This is a genomic window from Streptomyces sp. NBC_00820, from assembly GCF_036347055.1.
Lineage (GTDB): Bacteria > Actinomycetota > Actinomycetes > Streptomycetales > Streptomycetaceae > Streptomyces.
Window position 1 is genome coordinate 1,430,525 of record NZ_CP108882.1, and the last position, 16,161, is coordinate 1,446,685.

13 protein-coding genes, 1 pseudogene and 1 riboswitch are annotated in these 16,161 nt (G+C 71.0%); of the genes and pseudogenes, 7 read left to right on the top strand and 7 right to left on the bottom strand.

Annotated elements, in window-relative coordinates:
- The first annotated feature begins 352 nt into the window (after positions 1 to 352).
- A complete protein-coding gene (locus tag OIB37_RS06625) occupies positions 353 to 2,305 on the top strand; it encodes an APC family permease (RefSeq protein WP_330456590.1) in 1,953 nt (650 codons plus the stop codon).
- 136 nt (positions 2,306 to 2,441) lie between these two features.
- Positions 2,442 to 2,837: a TOBE domain-containing protein gene (locus OIB37_RS06630; protein WP_330456591.1), complete on the top strand. Its 396-nt coding sequence runs from the start codon at positions 2,442 to 2,444 to the stop codon at positions 2,835 to 2,837.
- Between the two features lie 685 nt (positions 2,838 to 3,522).
- Here OIB37_RS06630 and OIB37_RS06635 read toward each other — a convergent pair.
- Positions 3,523 to 4,008: pseudogene (locus OIB37_RS06635) on the bottom strand (hypothetical protein); the annotation flags it as partial.
- A gap of 150 nt (positions 4,009 to 4,158) precedes the next feature.
- Between OIB37_RS06635 and modA the strand changes: the two are divergent.
- From modA to OIB37_RS06655, 4 genes are read left to right on the top strand one after another with little or no spacing between them, the layout of a single operon-like run.
- Entirely contained in the window at positions 4,159 to 4,992 is an 834-nt protein-coding gene (gene modA, locus OIB37_RS06640) for a molybdate ABC transporter substrate-binding protein (protein WP_330456592.1), read from the top strand.
- Positions 4,989 to 5,846 (top strand): ABC transporter permease, encoded by an 858-nt coding sequence (locus tag OIB37_RS06645; RefSeq protein WP_330456593.1) that lies wholly within the window; start codon positions 4,989 to 4,991, stop codon positions 5,844 to 5,846. The genes modA and OIB37_RS06645 overlap by 4 nt, the downstream gene beginning before the upstream one ends.
- A gap of 59 nt (positions 5,847 to 5,905) precedes the next feature.
- Positions 5,906 to 6,991 carry an ABC transporter ATP-binding protein gene (locus OIB37_RS06650; protein ID WP_330456594.1) on the top strand — a complete coding sequence of 362 codons (1,086 nt, stop codon included), beginning with the start codon at positions 5,906 to 5,908 and terminating at the stop codon, positions 6,989 to 6,991.
- 38 nt (positions 6,992 to 7,029) lie between these two features.
- A complete protein-coding gene (locus OIB37_RS06655; protein ID WP_330456595.1) occupies positions 7,030 to 7,449 on the top strand; it encodes a TOBE domain-containing protein in 420 nt (139 codons plus the stop codon).
- 109 nt (positions 7,450 to 7,558) lie between these two features.
- Here the strand turns inward: OIB37_RS06655 and gcvP are convergent, their stop codons facing one another.
- Entirely contained in the window at positions 7,559 to 10,444 is a 2,886-nt protein-coding gene (gcvP, locus tag OIB37_RS06660; protein ID WP_330456596.1) for an aminomethyl-transferring glycine dehydrogenase, read from the bottom strand.
- A 176-nt stretch (positions 10,445 to 10,620) separates the two neighbouring features.
- A riboswitch (glycine riboswitch) is annotated at positions 10,621 to 10,714 on the bottom strand.
- A 119-nt stretch (positions 10,715 to 10,833) separates the two neighbouring features.
- Here gcvP and OIB37_RS06665 point away from each other — a divergent pair.
- Positions 10,834 to 11,205, top strand: a complete 372-nt coding sequence (locus tag OIB37_RS06665; protein ID WP_330456597.1) for a PRC-barrel domain-containing protein — start codon at positions 10,834 to 10,836, stop codon at positions 11,203 to 11,205.
- Between the two features lie 160 nt (positions 11,206 to 11,365).
- Here the strand turns inward: OIB37_RS06665 and OIB37_RS06670 are convergent, their stop codons facing one another.
- From OIB37_RS06670 to OIB37_RS06690, 5 genes are all read right to left on the bottom strand, one after another.
- Positions 11,366 to 12,721, bottom strand: a complete 1,356-nt coding sequence (locus OIB37_RS06670; RefSeq protein ID WP_330456598.1) for a DNA polymerase IV — start codon at positions 12,719 to 12,721, stop codon at positions 11,366 to 11,368.
- 189 nt (positions 12,722 to 12,910) lie between these two features.
- Positions 12,911 to 13,555 carry a MerR family transcriptional regulator gene (locus OIB37_RS06675; RefSeq protein ID WP_330456599.1) on the bottom strand — a complete coding sequence of 215 codons (645 nt, stop codon included), beginning with the start codon at positions 13,553 to 13,555 and terminating at the stop codon, positions 12,911 to 12,913.
- Between the two features lie 283 nt (positions 13,556 to 13,838).
- Complete coding sequence (locus OIB37_RS06680; RefSeq protein ID WP_037684412.1) at positions 13,839 to 14,312, bottom strand: bifunctional nuclease family protein; 474 nt, start codon at positions 14,310 to 14,312, stop codon at positions 13,839 to 13,841.
- Positions 14,313 to 14,397: 85 nt separating this feature from the next.
- The gene (ftsR, locus tag OIB37_RS06685) at positions 14,398 to 15,138 is read right to left on the bottom strand and encodes a transcriptional regulator FtsR (protein WP_330456600.1); all 741 of its coding nucleotides are present in this window, start codon (positions 15,136 to 15,138) and stop codon (positions 14,398 to 14,400) included.
- Positions 15,139 to 15,177: 39 nt separating this feature from the next.
- Positions 15,178 to 16,008 carry an FHA domain-containing protein gene (locus OIB37_RS06690; protein ID WP_330456601.1) on the bottom strand — a complete coding sequence of 277 codons (831 nt, stop codon included), beginning with the start codon at positions 16,006 to 16,008 and terminating at the stop codon, positions 15,178 to 15,180.
- Positions 16,009 to 16,161 lie beyond the last annotated feature (153 nt).

A 16,161-nucleotide genomic window follows, 5' to 3' on the forward strand; every position in this document is an offset into this window, starting at 1 on the left:
GTCGGCCCTTGCGGCCAAGTGGCCGGACAGGCCCCTCAGCGGCTGCGGATCGGCCCTGCCCAAGGCAGCATGGAGATGCCGTACGAGATGACGCTCGGTGTCCGCACCCTGATCCGGAGCCGCCCCCTCCCCCTCATGCCCCTCTCACCACCTCTCCCCGTTCGACACCGCACATCAGGCTCCGGGCCTCAGCTTCTGGATGCCGCACCCCCGTCCGCCGGGCCATTCTTAACGCAAGATTGACGCCCGTGGACCCTTGATGCGTGAGCCAGGGCGTCACTCTCCGCTTACGCTGAGGCGGCCGTCCGCGTGATGGCCGGAAACAGCTGAGCCGCACCCCGGGAGCACGCAGATGGCCACGACCGAACACCCCCCCAGTCGCCTGCGCGCCTGGATGCTGGAGGGGCTGTCCGACATGGGCAAGGGCGGCGGCCACAACGGCTCGCAGACCGAGCAGGAGCCCGTGCACAAGGGCCAGCGCTGGTGGCGGGTGATGTGCCTGACCGGTGTCGACTACTTCTCCACCCTCGGCTACCAGCCCGGCATCGCCGCCCTGGCGGCCGGGCTGCTGTCCCCCATCGCGACCATCGTGCTCGTCATCGTCACCCTCGCCGGTGCCCTTCCGGTCTACCGGCGCGTGGCCGAGGAGAGCCCGCACGGCGAGGGTTCCATCTCCATGCTGGAACGGCTGCTGTCCTTCTGGAAGGGCAAGCTGTTCGTCCTCACCCTGCTGGGCTTCGCCGCGACCGACTTCCTCATCACCATCACCCTGTCGGCCGCCGACGCCTCCACCCACATGGTGGAGAACCCTCACCTGACCAGCACGCTCCACTCCCACCAGATGCTGATCACACTGATCCTGGTGGCCCTGCTGGGCGCGGTCTTCCTCAAGGGCTTCCTGGAGGCGATCGGTGTCGCGGTGGCACTGGTCGGCATCTATCTCGGGCTGAACGTCGTCGTGGTGATCGTCGGCCTGTGGCACGTCCTCACCGCCGAGCACGTGGTGACCGACTGGACCACCGCCCTGACCGCACAGCACGGCAACGTCTTCGTGATGATCGGCGTGGCCCTGATCGTCTTCCCGAAACTCGCCCTCGGTCTGTCCGGCTTCGAGACCGGCGTCGCCGTGATGCCGCACGTCCGGGGCGACGACAGCGACACGGAGGAGCGGCCGACCGGCCGGATCCGGGACACCAAGAAGCTGCTGACCACCGCCGCGCTGATCATGAGCTGCTTCCTGATCGCCACCAGCTTCATCACCACGCTGCTGATCCCGGCCCAGGAGTTCAAGCCCGGTGGCCAGGCCAACGGCCGCGCGCTCGCCTACCTCGCGCACGAATACCTGGGCAACGTCTTCGGCACGGTCTACGACGTCTCGACGATCGCGATCCTGTGGTTCGCCGGCGCCTCCGCGATGGCCGGACTGCTCAACCTGATGCCGCGCTATCTCCCGCGCTACGGCATGGCCCCGCACTGGGCCCGCGCCGTCCGCCCGATGGTCATCGTCTTCACCCTGATCGCCTTCCTGGTCACCTGGCTCTTCGACGCCAACGTCGACAAGCAGGGCGGCGCGTACGCCACCGGTGTGCTGGTGCTGATCAGCTCCGCGGCGATCGCCGTGACCATCGCCGCGCGCAAGGCGGGACAGCGCGGCTGGACCATCGGCTTCGCCGTCATCGCGGCCGTGTTCCTCTACACGACCGTCGTGAACGTCATCGAACGTCCCGACGGTGTCAAGATCGGCGCCTGCTTCATCGCGGGCATCATGCTGGTCTCGCTGCTGTCCCGGCTGGCCCGCGCCTTCGAGCTGCGGGTGACGAGCGTGACGCTCGACCCGATGGCGGAACGATTCGTCAGGGACATGGCCAGCCGCAAGATACGGTTCATCGCCAACGAGCCCGACCAGCGCGACAAGGCCGAGTACCGCGACAAGATCGAGCAGATCCGCGCCGACAACGACATGCCCGAGCAGGAGGACTTCGTCTTCGTCGAGGTCACGGTCACCGACCCCTCCGAGTTCGAGACCGGTCTGAAGGTGCACGGGGACGTGCTGCACAACCGCTACCGGGTCCTGACGGTGGAGTCGTCTTCCATCCCGAACGCCCTCGCCGCGCTCCTCCTGCACGTCCGGGACGTGACGCGCTGCACCCCGCACATCTACTTCGAGTGGACCGAGGGCAACCCGTTCGCCAACTTCCTGCGCTTCTTCCTCTTCGGCCAGGGCGAGGTCGCCCCGGTCACCCGTGAAGTCCTCCGCGAGGCCGAACCGGACCGGAAGCGGCGCCCCCGCGTCCACACCGGCTGAGGCCACACGGCGTAGCGGGACCGGCCCCCGGGGCACGCTCCGGGACCGGTTCACCGGCAGGCTGACGCACTGTCGCGTCAGACCCGCCACCACCCCATGTCCACAGTTCCTGACCGTTAGTTTTATGGTGGCCAGCATGCAGTCCTACACGATCGGCCAGGCCGCACGGTTGCTCGGCGTCAGCCCGGACACCGCCCGGCGCTGGGCCGATGCCGGCCGGATGGCCACGCATCGCGACGAGTCCGGGCGGCGCCTCATCGCCGGCCAGGATCTCGCCGCGTTCTCCGTCGAGCTGGCCCAGAGCGGCGGAGGCGAGGAGGACCCCTCCTACACCTCCGTCCGCAACGCCTTCCCCGGCATCGTCACCGCCATCAAGATCGGCGACGTCGCGGCCCAGGTGGAGATCCAGGCCGGCCCGCACCGGCTGGTCTCCCTGCTGACCCGCGAGGCCGTCGAGGAGCTGGGCCTGGAGGTCGGCATGGAGGCGACGGCCCGCGTGAAGTCCACGAACGTGCACATCGACCGGTTCTGACGGGGGCCGGCGCGGCGAGGCAGTCTGTCCGGACTCGGGGTCCGCGCCGCGCCAGCTCCACCCGTGGGAGCCGCTGGCGCCCCCGCTCCCCCAGGGAGCCCGGAGCCGCGCCCCGGCTCGGCGACCCCTGAGGGGACCAGAACCACGCCCCCACCACGTCTGCGGACCTCCGGGGCCACCAGCCCACGCCCGTCGCCTCCGCGAAGCTCCGGAGTCACGAGGCCCGCCCCACCGCATCCGCGAATCTCCGGGGCCGCGAAGCCGCCCCACAGCCTCCGTGAGTCTCCGGACCCACCGAGCCGCACCCGTCGCCTCCGCGAGCGTCCGAGGCCGCCCGCACCGCGCGCCCGCGACAGGTCCGAGGGGCGCGCCCTGACGTCCGGTGCCGTCCGCGTCACACCCAGGCCCGCCTCCTGGTGACGGCCTGCGCCGTCACCGGCAAGGCCGCGGCGCCCACGCCGGGTTCACGCAAGGACCGCCCCGCCGAAGGCACCGGCAGCGGTCAGGAAGCCGTCGCTGTCGCCCGGTCCGCGACAACCGTAGCCGTAGTGGGAGCGGGAGCCGAAGCGGGAGCCGTAGCCGTAGCCGTAGTGGGAGCGGGAGCCGAAGCGGGAGCCGAAGCGGGAGCCGTAGCCGTAGCCGTAGCCGTAGCCGTAGCCGTAGCCGTAGCCGTAGCCGCGAAACGGTAGCCCCCGTCCACCCGGATTCCGGTGATCCCGCTGATGTGCCGGGCACCGCACCGGTCCTGCGGTACCACCAGCTGAGGGCCCGCCGCGTCCAGCGGATTCCCGTCGATCGTGACGCCGAGCAGCACGGGGGCATCGCCGAAATCGGGGTCGATCTCGGCCCAGGACAGCAGGGCGTGGTGGCCGTCGACACCCATGACGGCGATGAGGAAGCGCAGCCGGTCCTTGCGCCGGGCGGGGTCGAACCCGGGGCCCGCGTCCACCAGTACGTCGTACAGGCGCGGTCCGGTGAACCGGTGCCGCTGGATGCCACTGGTGGAGCAGTCGAAGCTGACGTCCGCCCTGTGCTGCGGCCAGCGGAAAAGGTCCGGAACGGCCAGCCGCGCGGGCCGGGCCAGATCGCCGTTCAGGTCGAGTTGCGCGAGCTTCACCTGCGACCACCTCCCGTGATTGCCTACCCGCGCAATGGCCCTGCACAAACGCATATGCCAGCCCTAAACCACAACCTTCCAGCTCATGCGATGCGACAGAGGGATTACGTCTGGCAAATGCGGCAGTATTATCGTCACGTGGCCGACCCCCGGCCCTGGAAGGGCGAGCCAGCTGTTCCATACGTTTCGAGGAGTAGATACGTGATGACCCGTTCCACGCGCCGGACCCGCCTGATGCAGCTGACCGGCGTGGGAGCCATCGCCCTGATGGCGCTGAGCGCTTGCTCCTCCTCCAGCGACTCGTCCACCCCCAAGTCGGACCAGTCCGACTCCGCGGCGGCCGGTTCCGCCTCCCCCAAGCTCTCGGGCACCGTCACCGTGTTCGCGGCCGCCTCGCTGAAGGAGAGCTTCACTACGCTCGGCAAGGAGTTCGAGCAGCAGCACCCGGGCACCAGGGTGAGCTTCAACTTCGGCGGCAGCGACAGCCTCGCCGCGAGCATCACCAGCGGCGCCCCGGCGGACGTCTTCGCCGCCGCCAGCCCCAAGACGATGAAGATCGTGACGGACAAGAGCGACGCCGTCGGCACCCCGGCCACCTTCGTCCGCAACCAGCTGGAGATCGCCACCCTGCCGGGAAACCCCGACAAGGTGTCCTCGCTGAAGGACCTCACCAAGTCCGGCATGAAGGTTGTCCTGTGCGACAAGACAGTGCCGTGCGGCGCCGCCGCGCAGAAGGCGCTGGACGCCAGCCACCTCAAGCTCACCCCGGTCTCCTACGAGCAGGACGTCAAGGCCGCCCTGAACAAGGTGGAGCTGAAGGAGGCCGACGCCGCGGTCGTCTACAAGACCGACGTGAAGGCCGCCGGCGACAAGGTGGAGGGCGTGGAATTCCCCGAGTCGGCGAACGCGATCAACGACTACCCGATCGCGCTGCTGAAGGACTCGAAGAACGCGGATGCCGCCAAGGCGTTCATCGCCCTCGTGCAGTCCGCCGATGGTCAGAAGGTGCTCAACCAGGCCGGGTTCCTCAAGCCGTGACCTCACTCGACAAGGCCCGCGCCGCGGCCGGCCCCCGCACAGGTCGGCCGCGGCGCGGCCGCGTCGGCAGGGGCCGGCGCGGTGTCCCGCTCCCCCTGCTCGTGCCGGGCCTGATGGCCCTGGCGTTCCTCCTGCTGCCGCTCGCCGCGCTGCTCATCCGCGCACCCTGGGGCAGCATGCCGGAGCAGCTGACCAGCACCGAGGTGTGGCAGGCGCTCCAGCTGTCCCTGATCAGCGCCACCCTGGCCACCGCGGTGGCGCTGGTGCTGGGCGTACCGCTGGCATGGCTGCTGGCGCGCACGCACTTCCCCGGCCGCGGGTTCGTCCGCGCCCTGGTGACGCTGCCCCTGGTCCTGCCGCCGGTGGTCGGCGGTGTGGCACTGCTGCTCGCCCTCGGCCGCAACGGGGTCGTCGGCCAGTGGCTCGACGCCTGGTTCGGTATCACCCTGCCGTTCACGACCACCGGAGTCGTGATCGCCGAGGCGTTCGTCGCGATGCCGTTCCTGGTCATCAGCGTCGAGGGCACCCTGCGGGCCGCCGACCCGCGCTTCGAGGAGGCGGCCACCACGCTCGGCGCCTCCCGCTTCACCGCGTTCCGCCGGGTCACCCTGCCGCTCATCGCCCCCGGCATCGCCGCGGGCGCCGTCCTGGCCTGGGCACGCGCGCTCGGCGAGTTCGGCGCGACGATCACCTTCGCCGGCAACTTTCCCGGCCGTACCCAGACGATGCCGCTCGCGGTCTACCTCGCCATGCAGAACGACCCCGAGGCCGCCATCGCCCTCAGCCTGGTCCTGCTGACCGTGTCGATCGCGGTGCTGGCGGGGCTGCGGGACCGCTGGATGACAGGAGCGTGACGGTGCGGCGAGGATGGAGGACGCCCGTTGCGACCGTGCCGTTGGAGGACACCCGCTTCATGACCGACACCGACGCGCCCACGGCCGGCCTGGAGACCACGGGCGAGCAGGGGCTCGACGCCCGTCTGGTCGTCGACCGCGGCGCCTTCCGGCTGGACGTGGCCCTGTCCGCCGCGCCCGGGGACGTCGTGGCGCTGCTCGGCCCCAACGGTGCCGGCAAGACCACCGCCCTGCGCGCGCTGGCGGGCCTGGTCCCGCTCGGCGACGGGCACCTGCGGCTGGACGGCGACTCACTGGAGCGCACCCCGCCGGAGGACCGTCCGGTCGGCGTGGTCTTCCAGGACTATCTGCTCTTCCCGCACCTGTCCGCGCTGGACAACGTGGCCTTCGGGCCGCGCTGCCAGGGCGTCCGCAAGGGCGAGGCGCGGGCGCAGGCCGCCGTCTGGCTGGACCGGATGGGGCTCGCCGACCATGCCGGCGCCAAGCCCCGCCGTCTCTCCGGCGGTCAGGCCCAGCGCGTCGCCCTGGCCCGCGCGCTGGCCACCCGGCCCCGGCTGCTGCTCCTGGACGAGCCGCTCGCGGCCCTGGACGCCCGTACCCGCCTGGAGGTCCGCGCCCAGCTGCGCCGGCACCTCGCCGAGTTCGAGGCCGTCGCCGTACTGGTCACGCACGATCCGCTGGACGCCATGGTGCTCGCCGACCGGCTCGTGGTCATCGAGAACGGCCGGATCGTGCAGGAGGGCACCCCCTCCGACATCGCCCGCCGTCCGCGCACGGACTACATCGCGCAGCTCGTCGGCCTCAACCTGTACCGCGGCCAGGCCGAGGGGCACACCGTACGGCTGGACGCCGGGCCCTCGATCACGACCACGGAAGACCTGTCCGGACCGGCGTTCGTGGCCTTCCCGCCGGTCGCGGTCACCCTCTTCCAGGAGCGGCCCACCGGCGCCAGCGCACGCAATGTGTGGCGCTGCGAGGTCGCCGGCCTGGAGACCCACGGCGACCAGATCCGCGTCGACCTGGCCGGCGAGCTCTCCCTGGCCGCCGACCTCACCACGGTCGCCGCCGCCGAACTGGACCTGCACCCTGGTACGCCGGTCTGGGCGACCGTCAAGGCGACGCAGACCCACGCGTATCCCGCCTGAGCCATGTGACGGCCTGCCGCACACTACGGTGTGCGTTCATGACCATGAGCATCCGTAATCAGCTGCCCGGCACCGTCACGGCGATCCAGTCGGGCGAGGCCATGGCGACCGTCAGGATCCGGCTCACCGGCGGCCGGCACCTGACCGCGGCGATCACCCTGGACGCCGTCAAGGACCTCGGGCTGTCCGAGGGCTCCCGCGTGCGTGCCCTGGTGAAGTCGACCGAGGTGTCGCTCGCCACGGAGCCGCTGGAGCACGTCTCGATCCGCAACCAGCTGCCCGGCACCGTCAGCGACGTCTCCTGCGGCGCGGCCATGGCCACGGTCAAGGTCACGGTCGACGGCGGCGAACTCACCTCCGCCATCACCCAGGAGTCCGCGCAGGACCTGGGCCTGAAGGCCGGTGACCCGGTGGTGGCCCTGATCAAGTCGACCGAGGTGTCACTGGCGACCGACTGAACCGAGGTGTCACCGGCGAGCGACTGATACGGGTGAGGCCCCGCCCGGGTGTCCGGGCGGGGCCTCACCTCTGCCGTCATCCGGTCCCTGCGGGACCGCGCGCAGCCGGTCAGTCCTCGTACGCGTCCAGGGGCGGGCAGGAGCACACCAGGTTGCGGTCGCCGAAGGCCTGGTCGATGCGGCGCACCGGCGGCCAGTACTTGTCGGCGGCCGAGACACCGGCCGGGAAGACGGCCTCGTCACGGGTGTAGGCGTGCGTCCACTCGCCACCGAGCGCGGCGGCGGTGTGCGGGGCGCCCCGCAGCGGGTTGTCCTCCGCGGGCCACACACCGGAACCGACCTTGTCGATCTCGGCGCGGATGGCGATCATCGCGTCGCAGAACCGGTCCAGCTCGCCGAGGTCCTCCGACTCGGTCGGCTCGATCATCAGCGTGCCGGCCACCGGGAAGGACATGGTCGGCGCGTGGAAGCCGTAGTCGATCAGGCGCTTGGCCACGTCGTCCACGCTCACGCCGGTCGCCTTGGTCAGCGGGCGCAGGTCGACGATGCACTCGTGCGCGACGAGGCCGGCGGGACCGGTGTAGAGCACCGGGTAGTGCGGCTCCAGGCGCTTGGCGATGTAGTTGGCGGAGAGCACGGCGACCTGGGTGGCCCGCTTCAGACCCTCGCCGCCCATCAGGCGGACGTACGCCCACGAGATCGGCAGGATGCCCGCGCTGCCCCACGGCGCCGCGGAGATCGGGCCGACGCCCGTCTCCGGGCCTGCGGCCGGCTGGAGCGGGTGGTTCGGCAGGTACGGCGCCAGGTGCGCGCGGACCGCGACCGGGCCGACGCCGGGGCCGCCGCCGCCGTGCGGGATGCAGAAGGTCTTGTGCAGGTTGAGGTGGGAGACGTCGCCGCCGAAGTGGCCGGGCTTGGCGAGGCCGACCAGGGCGTTGAGGTTGGCGCCGTCGACGTACACCTGGCCGCCCGCGTCGTGGACCTGGGCGCAGATGTCGGCGACGTGCTCCTCGAAGACGCCGTGCGTCGAGGGGTAGGTGATCATCAGCACGGCGAGCTCGTCGCGGTGCTGCTCGATCTTGGCGCGCAGGTCCTCGACGTCGATCTCGCCGTCCTCGGCGGTCTTCACGACGACGACCTTCATGCCGGCCATCACCGCGCTGGCCGCGTTGGTGCCGTGCGCGGAGGAGGGGATGAGGCAGACGGTGCGCTGCTCGTCACCGTTGCCACGGTGGTAGCCCCGTACGGCCAGCAGCCCGGCCAGCTCGCCCTGCGAACCGGCGTTCGGCTGGAGGGAGACCTTGTCGTAGCCGGTGACCTCGGCGAGGCGCTCCTCCAGCTCGCGGATGAGCGTGAGGTAGCCCTCGGCCTGCTCGGCGGGCACGAAGGGGTGCAGCTGGCCGAACTCGGGCCAGGTGACCGGCTCCATCTCGGTGGTCGCGTTGAGCTTCATGGTGCAGGAGCCCAGCGGGATCATGCCGCGGTCGAGCGCGTAGTCGCGGTCGGACAGCTTGCGCAGGTAGCGCAGCATGGCCGTCTCGGAGCGGTGCTCGTGGAAGACGGGGTGCGTCAGGTAGTCGTCGGTGCGCAGCAGCGCCTCGGGCAGCGCCTCACCGGCGGCCGCGTCCAGCGCCGCCACGTCGCCCTCGATGCCGAACGCGGAGAGGACGGCGCCCAGCTGGGCCCGGTTGGTGGTCTCGTCGCAGGCCATGGAGACGTGGTCGGCGTCGACGAGACGCAGGTTGACCCCGTTCTCACGGGCCGCTGCGACGACTTCGCCGGCCTTGCCGGGCACGCGCGCGGTGAGGGTGTCGAAGTAGGCGCCGTGGACGATCTCGACGCCGGCCTGCCTGAGGCCCTCGGCGAGGATCGCGGCGTAGCGGTGGGTGCGGCGGGCGATCGTCCGCAGGCCCTCGGGGCCGTGGTAGACGGCGTACATGCCGGCCATCACGGCGAGCAGCACCTGCGCGGTGCAGATGTTACTGGTGGCCTTCTCCCGGCGGATGTGCTGCTCACGGGTCTGCAGGGCCAGGCGGTAGGCGCGGTGCCCGTCGGCGTCGACGGAGACGCCCACGAGCCGGCCGGGCAGGCTGCGCGCGAACTTCTCGTGCACCGCCATGTAGCCGGCGTGCGGCCCGCCGAAGCCCATCGGCACGCCGAAGCGCTGGGTCGTACCGATCGCGATGTCAGCGCCCAGCTCGCCCGGCGAGGTGAGCAGGGTGAGGGCGAGCAGGTCGGCGGCGACGGTGACGAGGGCGCCCAGCTCGTGCGCCTGGTCGATGACCGGCTTCAGGTCGCGTACGGCACCGGAGGCGCCCGGGTACTGCAGGAGCACGCCGTTGATGTCCCGCTCGGCGATGCCGGCCGGGATGCCGTCGCTGAGGTCGGCGACGACGACCTCGACGCCGGTCGGCTCGGCACGCGTCTCGATGACGGCAATGGTCTGCGGCAGCGTGTCCGCGTCGACCAGGAACAGGCCCTTCTTGTTCTTGCCCATGCGGCGGGAGAGCGCCATCGCCTCGGCGGCGGCGGTGCCCTCGTCGAGGAGGGAGGCGCCGGAGGTGGGCAGGCCGGTCAGTTCGGCGACCGTCGTCTGGAAGTTCAGCAGGGCCTCCAGACGGCCCTGGGAGATCTCCGGCTGGTACGGCGTGTAGGCCGTGTACCAGGCGGGGTTCTCCATGACGTTGCGCAGGATCACGGGCGGGGTGAAGGTGCCGTGGTAGCCGAGCCCGATCATGGAGCCGAGGACCTGGTTGCGGTCGGCGAGCGAGCGCAGCTCGGCGAGCACCTCGGCCTCGGTGCGGGCGCCCGGGAGGTCCAGGGCGTCGGCGTTCTTGATCACATCCGGGACCGCGGCGGCGGTCAGCTCGTCGAGGGAGCCGTAACCGACCTGCGCGAGCATCTTGGCCCGCGACTCCTGGTCGGGGCCGATGTGGCGCTGCTCGAAGGGGATGCCCGCTTCGAGCTCGGAGAGCGGAATGCGATGGGCGGTCATGTACGGAGGCCTCCTGGTCTGACGCGACCTGCGAGGGGCACCTCGGCGCGGGTGCCCGGACGGCCTCCCCCTCTGTCATCTCGAACCTGAGAGCTTCACCGGGCGCCCGAGGGTCCCGGCTTTCACCGTCGGTGAGGACGGGAGTTGTCGACGCCCGCCCTGCTTTCCAGAGTGACCTCGTCCGTGCGGTACGGGGGCCTGAGAGATTCCGGGGAGGAGTTGCTCCTTCGGCGCCTCCGAGTGCTCGGAGGACTCTCCCGCACGGGGTCAGCAGCCGTTGTCAGACTACCAGCGAGGTCAACGCCGCAGGCCTCGAGTGGCCGCCTCCTTCAATGTGCTCTTTCGTAGTGCTTACGGATGAGTTGCGACCACGTGGAGGGAGAGGGACCGTGCAGACCGACATCGATCCGCGCAACCTGATCGGCCGCAGGGCGTTCGACCGCAACGGCACCAAGATCGGCACCATCGACGAGGTGTATCTCGACGACGCGACGGGCGTGCCGGAGTGGGCGGCCATACGCACCGGTCTGTTCTCCCGGGACGCCTTCGTCCCGCTGGAGCCCAGCGAACTGGTCGAGGGCACCCTCAGAGTCCCCTTCGACCGCGCGCTCATCAAGGACGCCCCCGACTTCGGCGTCGGCCGCCACCTCTCCCCCGACCAGGAACTGCAGCTCTACCACCACTACGGCCTGGACGTGGCCGCGGCGCCCGGCGTACCCGACCGCGACTTCGGCAAACTGGCGGGCACCGAGGAGACCTGAGCCGACCGCCTCCGCCCACAGCGCCTCCCGAGCGGTACGGGGAAGGCGCTCTGAGCCACGACCCGGCCACACCCGGCACACCCCGGCCACGGACCGCCACGGACCGCTGCAGACCGCTCCACATCGGTCACCCTTCGATCCCCCACGGGTCACCCACCGGTCACCCCTCGGTGCTCACCTCGTCCGGCACCAGCACCAGCGGCAGCGGATCCGCCGGCTCCAGACCCGGATCGTCGACCCGGAAGGTACGGATCCGCCCCGGCGGCGACTGCGGTGTCTCGAAGCGCACGGTGACCCGGCCCAGGCCGCTGCCCTGCACCCAGCCGTGTCCGTACTCCGTGTGCCGGACGTCGTGCCCGGCACGCCATTGCCGCTCGGCCTCCTCCGGCGGCTCCTGCGCCGTCTCCGGCACCGTCTCCTGCGGCTCGGTGGCCCTGAGGTCACCCGCCGCCTGGGCGAACAGGTCCTCCTGGGTGTAGTCGGCGAGCCCGGAGACGCCCACGCCGAGCAGCCGTACCCCGCCGGTGGTGTCGACGGACTCCAGCAGCCGCGCGGCCGCCTCGCGGATCACGGCCGGATCGTCCGTGGGGCCCCGGAGCGTCTCGGAGCGCGTCAGCGTCGAGAAGTCGTAGCGGCGCACCTTCAGCACGATGGTCCGTCCCGACAGGCCTGCCCCGCGCAGCCGGCCCACGCACCGGTCGGCGAGCCGCTGCACCTCCAGGCCCACTCGCAGCCGGTCGTGGATGTCGACGTCGTAGGTGTCCTCGACCGACACCGACTTGGCCTCGCGCTCGGCCACCACGGGCCGGTCGTCGCGCGCCAGCGCCATGGCGTACAGGGCGTGCCCGTGGGCCTTGCCGACGATCCGGACGAGTTCGTCCTCACCCGCCTCGGCGAGTTCCTGGACCGTGGTGATCCCGGCCCGCCGCAGATGGTCCCCGGTGGCCGGCCCCACCCCGGGCAGCGTACGCACCGACATCGGGCCCAGCAGCGCCCGCTCGGTCCCGGGCTCGATGAGCACGAGTCCGTCGGGCTTGGCCTGCTCCGAGGCGATCTTGGCGAGCATCTTGCAGGCGGCCAGCCCCACGGACCCGGTCAGCCCCGTGGCCGCCCGTATGTCCGCGCGCAGCGTGATCCCGGCCCGCCGCGCCGACTCCTCGTCCGAGGCCGCGTGCCCGGCCTCCAGATCCACGAACGCCTCGTCCAGGCTCAGCGGCTCCACCAGCGGGGACAGCTCCCGCAGCAGGGCCATCACGCGCTCGCTGACCGACCGGTACAGGGAGAAGCGCGGCACGAGGTACGCGGCGTTGGGCGCGAGCCTGCGCGCCTGGGCCATGGGCATCGCCGAGTGCACCCCGAACACCCGTGCCTCGTACGACGCGGTGGCCACCACACCGCGCGGTCCGAGCCCGCCCACGACGACGGCCTTCCCGCGCAGACTCGGCTTGGACGCCTGCTCCACCGAGGCGAAGAAGGCATCCATGTCGAGATGCAGGATCGTGGGCGTGTTTCTCACATGTCCGATGCTGCACCACACCACTGACAATGCCGCGGCGCGGGACACCCGGAGCGGCGCCGCGGCCGGGCCGATCGCCCGGCCGGCCCCGCGATCAAGGGACCTCCTGGTCGAGACAGCCCACGCTCAGGCACCTGGCCGTCAGGGCAGCTCGCCGTCAGGGCACCTGGCCGTCACAGCACCCCGTGCTCAGACCGCCCGGTTGCGCCGCCGCGCCAGTTCGTCCGCGGGGTTCTGCCCGACCAGCGTCTCCCCGGTGTCGACGCGCTCACCGTGCAGCTGCGAGAGCGCGCTCTCCACGTCCCGCCACACCACGCCCACCGCGATCCCGAAGATGCCCTGGCCGCCCTGGAGCAGGGCGTGGACCTCGTCCGGGGAAGTGCACTCGTAGACCGTGGCACCGTCGCTCATGAGCGTCATCCGCTCGAGATCACGGAATCCGCGTTCCCTGAGGTGCTGCACGGTCGTACGGATGTTCTGCAACGAGACACCCGTGTCGAGGAAGCGCTTGACGATCTTCAGGACCACGACGTCCCGGAAGCTGTACAGACGCTGCGTGCCCGACCCGTGGGCGGGCCGCACGCTCGGCTCGACCAGCCCCGTGCGGGCCCAGTAGTCGAGTTGCCTGTAGGTGATCCCCGCGGCCGCGCAGGCCGTGGGACCGCGATAGCCGATCTCCTCGGACACCATGGACGCCGCCCCTTCGCCGTCGGGCACCGCCGTCGGCCGCTGCGGAGCGGGATCGGCCGCGCCGCCCTGAAGCCGGTACGGCCCGCTCGCCCCGAAACCGGGTCCGGGGGCACCCCCAGCCGTACCGTCGCCGCTGGTTCTCACGCCGACCTCCGTCCTTGACCTGCCTGCTCGACGGTAGGCAGTCACCAGGGGTGCGTCAACGATCGCCACACTCGGCACGCCGAGTGATAATCACCCTAGGAGTGGTTTCCCGTGTCCCACCGCGGGGAAAGGCTAGCCGAATGCCGTCGCGGGAGGACGTAGGACTCTCTCACGGTCCGGTGGCAATTGCCATCCCGCAGGCCCCGCCGACAGCCCGCCCAGGCCGCCGGCATGTCGCGCTCGTCCCGGTCCGGTCCGGTCCGGTCCGCACGGCCGGCCCGGCTCACTGGCTGCTGGTGCCGAAGTCCTCGGGCGAGATCTGGTCGAGGAACTCGCGGAACTTCTCCACCTCGTCCTCCTGCTCGTCCGGAATGGCGATGCCCGCGTCGTCGAGCACCGTGTCACTGCCGAAGATGGGGGTTCCGGTGCGCAGGGCCAGCGCTATGGCGTCGGACGGACGGGCGCTCACCTCGACCCCGCTGGCGAAGACCAGCTCCGCGTAGAAGACGCCCTCACGCAGATCGGTGATGCGCACTTCGGTCAGCTCCTGGCCGACGGCCTCCAGCACGTCCTTGAACAGGTCGTGGGTCAGCGGTCGCGCGGGGGCCATGCCCTGCTGGGCGAAGGCGATCGCCGTCGCCTCACCCGGCCCGATCCAGATGGGGAGGTAACGGTCGCCCCCCACTTCGCGCAGGAGCACGATCGGTTGGTTGGAGGGCATCTCGACCCGGACACCTACGACATCGAGCTCGTTCACACAGCAACCCTAGGCCGTGCTCGGGACGTTTGGGTAGTCGGGCCGGGAACAGGTGCCCGATCCGGGCCGTCGGCAGGCCCGCCGGTCAGGGCAGCCGCACCCCGAGAGCGGTCTTCACCATCGCCGCGTGCAGCCGCACCGTGAGCTGGGCCAGCTCCTTGGTACGAGCCTCGGCGTGTGCCCTGGTCTGCGGGTTGCGGTGGCGCTTGAGTGGGGCCACCACCTGGTCGACCAGCCCCGCCTCACGGTCGGCGGCCGCCTTCATCACCCGCAGGTGGCGCGGCTCGATCCCGAACCGGCCCAGTTCGGCCACGAGAGCGGCCACGGTGACGGCCTCGGCGTCGTACGCCCCGTCCTCCAGCGGAGCGATGATCCCGTAGGACTCCCACTCCTTCAGCTCACCCTCACCGATGTCCGCCGCCGCCATCAGCTCGGCGCGGCCCACCCGGGCGACCGTGGGCCCCTCGGCCGGCCGCGGCGCGTCGTCCTCCCAGGTGCGCTGGCGACCCACCACGGGCAGCTGCACGGCCTCACCGCGCTCCATGGCGTCCAGATGCTCACGGATCACCTTGAGCGGCAGATAGTGGTCCCGCTGCATCCTCAGGACATGACCGAGGCGCTCGACGTCCCCGGCGCTGAACTTGCGGTACCCCGAGGGGGTCCGCTGCGGCTCGATGAGCCCCTCCGCCTCCAGAAAACGGATCTTGGAGATGGTGACTTCGGGGAACTCGTCGCGCAGCGCGTTCAGCACCGTGCCGATGCTCATCAGCCCACCGTCCCTGGCGGCGGTACCGCTTCCGGCACCGCCGCTCGGTGTTTGAAGCATGGACCTTCCCTGGGGTCCCCCGGACGGAGTCCGGGGAGGTCAGATGCCCTGCCGGCTCGAGTAGAAGACCAGCCGGTACTTGCCGATCTGCACCTCGTCACCGTTCGACAGAGCGACCTGGTCGATCGGCTCACGGTTGACGTACGTACCGTTCAGGCTGCCGACGTCGGCCACCGTGAACGAACCGTCCGGAGAGCGCCGGAACTCCACGTGCCGGCGCGAGACCGTCACGTCGTCCAGGAAGATGTCGCTCTGCGGATGACGGCCGGCCGTGGTCAGGTCGCCGTCCAGCAGGAAGCGGCTGCCCGAGTTCGGTCCCCGGCGCACCACCAGCAGCGCCGAGCCCTGCGGCAGCGCGTCGACGGCCGCCTGCGCCTCGGGCGAGAGCATCGGCACCGCCGTCTGGCCGGTGACCTCCGCGTCGTAGGCCTCGATGCCGGAGATGGAGATCGTGGACGTGGTCTCCGAGGCACGCTCGGGCGCCACTCCGGCCCGCAGCGGCGCACCACAGTGGGAGCAGAAACGCGCGTTCTCCGCGTTGCGGTTACCGCACCTCGTACACACCAGGACCGACATGGACGGATCCTCCTGCCGCGGAAGCCCCGCGGGGGCGTTGGACGCATGCGGGTCGGGGGCGAACCCTCCACCCGCACCTGAGGTCGACGGTTGCCCGAAACCTATGCCGCCGGACTGGGCAGGGTCAACAGACGCCGCGCCCTGACCACCGGAAATGTCACCGCCCGGACCAGCCACCTGGTCCCGGAACAGCGGGCGCCGGCCCTCTGCGTCAGGCTGTGCACGATGAAGAGCGGTCGCGTTGTCGCTGCCCTCTCGCGCGCTCTTGCCGAACAACTTCGCAAACAACTTCACGGGCGATTCCCCTTGACCGAAACAGACCCGCCCGTGGGGCAGGACGAACCCTGATTGCCGACACCGGCCGACCCGGACATTCTCACAACGTCCGTATCCACCAGACAGTTTCCACCACGCACCTCCCCATCGGTGCGCCGACCCCCCGCAACC